3 protein-coding genes and 1 pseudogene are annotated in these 4,293 nt (G+C 73.2%); 2 read left to right on the forward strand and 2 right to left on the reverse strand.

The genetic code is table 11. The annotated features are described in order from the left end of the window. Positions 1–115: 115 nt before the first annotated feature. Both ssuE and B7767_RS45195 read right to left on the reverse strand, forming a co-directional pair. On the reverse strand, positions 116–673 hold the full coding sequence (ssuE, locus tag B7767_RS35925; protein WP_085575704.1) for an NADPH-dependent FMN reductase: 558 nt from the start codon (positions 671–673) through the stop codon (positions 116–118). 479 nt (positions 674–1,152) lie between these two features. Then, a pseudogene (locus B7767_RS45195) lies at positions 1,153–1,230 on the reverse strand (alkanesulfonate monooxygenase); the annotation flags it as partial. 1,019 nt (positions 1,231–2,249) lie between these two features. Between B7767_RS45195 and B7767_RS35935 the strand changes: the two are divergent. Further along, a complete protein-coding gene (locus B7767_RS35935; RefSeq protein WP_085575705.1) occupies positions 2,250–2,819 on the forward strand; it encodes a winged helix-turn-helix domain-containing protein in 570 nt (189 codons plus the stop codon). A gap of 13 nt (positions 2,820–2,832) precedes the next feature. Beyond that, entirely contained in the window at positions 2,833–4,062 is a 1,230-nt protein-coding gene (locus tag B7767_RS35940) for an acyl-CoA dehydrogenase family protein (RefSeq protein WP_085575706.1), read from the forward strand. Positions 4,063–4,293 lie beyond the last annotated feature (231 nt).

The following is a 4,293-nucleotide window of genomic DNA, read 5'->3' on the forward strand; positions in this document are numbered from 1 at the left end:
CACCACCCGGTCGGCGGGCACGCGTCCCGCCCGGCGGCGTCCTTGCGGGAGCCGCCGGCCGGTTCGGCGGCGACGGCGAGGGCATCGGCGTCGCCTGCGAGCACCGTCGCGGCGCTCATCCGGTGGCCGCCAGCAGGGTCGGGCGGCCACCGAGGGCGAGCGAGAACTGGTCGGTGACCTGGACCAGGGCCTCGGCGGAGGCCGGCGCGACGGCGAGCGTCCCGTCGTCGGCCGCGGTGATGTCCTTGTCGAGCGTGAACCAGCCGGGCGTGATGTGGGCGGGTCCCATGGAGTTCAGCACGGGGCGCAGGGCGTAGTCGATGGCCAGGACGTGGGCGGTGGTGCCGCCGGTGGCCAGCGGGAGGACGGTCTTGCCCGCCAGCGCGTACTGCGGGAGCAGGTCCAGCAGCGATTTGAGCAGCCCGGAGTAGGCGGCTTTGTAGACGGGGGTGCCGATCACGATTCCGTCCGCGCGCTCGAACAGGGCGGTGGCCTCGACGATCGCCGGGTGGGCGAAGTCGGCGTGCAGCAGGGCGGCGGGCGGGAGCGTACGGATGTCGAACGGGATCACCTCGTGTCCCTGGGCCCTGAGCCGGTCGTCCAGGTGGCGCAGCAGCCGGGCGGTTCGGGAGGTGGCGGAGGGGCTTCCGGAGACGGACAGGACGGTGGCCATGTGAGGGACCTTTCAGGAGTGCCGGGTGGGCTGCGGTGGTGCGTCGGTGGCGGTCAGGCGTGGACGGGGCCGGATCCAGGTGGTACGGACGTGGGGAGCTCCCGGCGGGAGCGCGCGCACGGAAAGGAGCGTGCGGCGACGTCGACGCCGAGGAGCCGTGCGCCGCCGGGGTGGGTCCGGATCCGCTTCGGCTCGGCGGTGGCCGCGTCGTAACGGCGGAAGGCTCCGCCCGCGACGGGATCACCGCTCTCCAGCAGCAGGAGCGGGCCGCCGTACGGTTCGGTGAACTCCTCGTCGGGTCGGCGGGAGATCTCGGCGTGCGCCTCCTTGCCGTAGCGCGTCGAGTGCTCGTGGCCCGGTTCGCGTGGCAGGGGGTCTCACCCGCGGGTCGGAAACCGGGACGTGGACGACCGTCAGGTCCACCGAGTACGGTGCTCGGGCCACGGAACTCATTCGCCCACCGCCGTGAGGTCCCGCGGGTCGACGGCGGTGCCGGAGCGGGGCGTGGTTTCGGATCCGTCGTCGGTGGCGGCGATGCCGAGAATTTCCACGGGCATGGGGGACGGCCTTTCGGAAGCGACCGCACGCAGGCACGGGAACCGCCTTGCGCGGAGGCACGGGTGACAGCCCATCGGGCAGGTGGGCGGGTGCGGATGTGACGGTGTCGGGCGTCAGGAGAGGCGGAGCTGCGGCAGCGCGCGTGCGGAGAACTCGGCCCGCGACGGGGTCACCGAGGGAGGGAAGGGCCGGTCAGAGGGCCCGCTGCCGGGTCAGGCGCAACACGCGGCGGACCACACTCGACCGAAGTCGATGTGGTGGCGCGAGATCAAGCGCTGCTGGGCAGTCATGCGGTCCATTCAGCAGGACATCCCGCCGTTCGTCAAGCAGCGCCCGGATGCCGGGCACCGCCTCGGCCCGCTTCCCCCGGTGGTGACCGGTGAGCGACGCCCCTCCACAACCGTCCCGGTCGCTGTCGGGACGGGTCCGCGTACCACCTGACCGCCGGAGCGCATCGCGGCCGATGCCCCGAACTGCGGTACGGAGAAGGGAAGTCGCACATTCACCTGGTGGACCCGTGCCCACCCGGCCCCGGCCGGATCCGGCGGCACGCGCGGTCACCGCCGCCGCGGACGAACCCCACGGCCGGGGACGCCCCCATGTCCACCGGCGGGTCCTCCGCATTCGACGGCCCCGTGCGGCCGGGCCCTTCCCCCGCCGGGCGGACCGTCCAGCCGTCCGGCGGGTCCCACGTCACGCGCCGTACACCGGGCCGGCGTCGTCCACTTCGCCGACACGGGTGCCGTGAGACCTTCCCCACTTTTCCTATCGAATTACTAGGGAAGCGTTGACCGTGTCCGGTGAGGGCGCGCAGCATGATGAGCATGTCCCGCAAGCAGCAACGACTCGTTCGTCGTCGGCATGTCGACTTCGGTCACGTCGCCAGCGCCGCCTGCTGTCGCGCGTAAGGCACGGCCCACACGCTCGCCCGTGCCGCTCCGCTCCCCCGTCTCCCGGGTGAACAGGCGAACCGCTCAAGGCGCCTGACGACCCGACACACATCTGAGGGACAACCGCCATGACCACGGCACTTCCGGCCCGGACCACTCCGGACGACCAGCCACTTTCCGACGCGCGCCGTCTTCGCCTGGTGGGCGACACCGCACGGAGCGACGCCGGGGGAGACACGTCCGCGCCGCTCGTCGGCTATCTCCTGCTCGTTCCCGAGGGCACCGATCCCGCCGAGCTCTTCGTCAAGGACGGGCCACGGCCCGAGATCCGACCGGTCGCCGCCATGTACCCGAGTCCCGTCCGGCGGACGGGAGACGACGTCGTCCGCATCGACACCGAACGTCGTTCCGCCGAGGTCGACGGACGCGAACTCGACCTCACCTACCTGGAGTTCGCGCTCCTGGCGCATCTCGTCCTCCATCCCCACCGCGTGCATTCGCGCGATCGGCTGGTGACCGCCGTCTGGGGTCACGCCCACATCGGCGACGGCCGCACCGTGGATGTCCACATCGCCCGCCTGCGCCGCAAGCTGGGCGAGCCCCACCGGCACCGGATCGTCACCGTGCGGCGCGTGGGCTACAAGTACGTGCCCGACCAGCAGGAGAGTCCCGACGCCGCACTCCGCGGCCGAGTTTGAGGAGACCACTTCCATGGGCCTTGCCTCCGCGCCGCCCCACCCCGCCCCGCCGTCCGACCGGACCGGGCCCGGTCACGCGCACTGGCTGCGTGTGGCCCGTGAGGCGGCCGACGACCTGGCCACGGACACGGTGGCCAGGGAACAGGCGGGCAAGGTCCCGTTCGACGAGGTGTCCCGGCTGCGCGAGGCGGGACTGCTGACGCTCCTGGCGCCGGCCGGGTCCGGAGGAGGTGGCGCGGACTGGCCCACGGCCTACGCGGTCGTCCGGGAGGTCGCCGCGGCCGACGGCGCGATCGGACAACTGCTCGGCTGTCACTACTTCCTGTCGTGGAGCGCCCGGTTCTTCGCCGCGCCCGCCCTGGCGGCGCGGACGGAGGAGCGGTCCGCGGCCGAGAAGTGGTGCTGGGGTGGCGGTTTCGCCCGCCAGGAGCCTCTCCTGACGCTGGCCGGGACCTCCCACGGCCTGGTGCTCGGCGGTCGGCAGAGCTACACCACCGGGGTCCTGGTCGCCGACCGCCTCGCCGTGCGCGCCGTACGGGAGGAGACGGGTGAACCACTCGCCGTCGTGGTGGATCCCGCCCGTCACGGCGTCCGGATCGACGGCGACGTCGACACCTTCGGTCAACGGCTCGCGGCCGGCGGCAGCGTGGAGTTCGACGACGTGTCGGTGGCCGCCGACGACGTACTCGGCTCCCTGTCCGCGGACGAGGACTTCCTGTCGCCCCGGGCCGCCCTGGCATCACCGGTCGGGCATCTCGTCTCCGTGCAGCTCCTCCTCGGCATGGCCGAGGGAGCGCTCGCCGAAGCCCGTGAGTACAGCAGGACGATCCAGGCACCCTGGCACCTCGCCTGGTCGGCCGGCACTCCCCACGACCCGCAGGTGCTGACCGCCTACGGAGAACTCACCGTCCTCACCCGCTCCGCGTCCGCGCTCGCCGATCAAGCGGTGGAAGCCGTGCAGGGCGCGCTGGCACTCGGCGAGGACCTCACCTACGACGAGTACGCGGGCGTCTCCGCCCTCGTGGCCATGGCCGAAGCCGCCGCCTCCAGGGCCGCGCGGGAGTCCACCACCCGCGCCCTCGACATCATCGGCCCCCGCTCCGACTCCGCGCGGCTGGGCCTGGACCGCTTCTGGCGCAATGCCCGGACCCACACCTTGTACGAGCCCGTCGCCCAACGGCTCCGCGAGGTCGGGGACTACTTCCTCAACGGCGCCCATCCTCCGTTCGTCCTGCCCTCCTGACTCCAAGGCGGTGCGTCCGGGGGCCGGATCGGCGGACCGGTTCCGCGGTTCCCCGTGCCTGAGCCGACGGCCGGCGCACTGCCGGTCTCCCTCGCCGCCGGGGTGCTCGGCGAACCCCGCGCCGGGCAGCGGGGCCGCGGCGGGGGTACCGGCCGCGGAACGCTCTCCCGGGGCCATCACCGGACCGGTCCCTGCGACACCGCCCCCCGACCGGCACCCCGGCCCGGCCCG

This window comes from Streptomyces sp. 13-12-16 (genome assembly GCF_002114215.1).
Classification (GTDB): domain Bacteria; phylum Actinomycetota; class Actinomycetes; order Streptomycetales; family Streptomycetaceae; genus Streptomyces.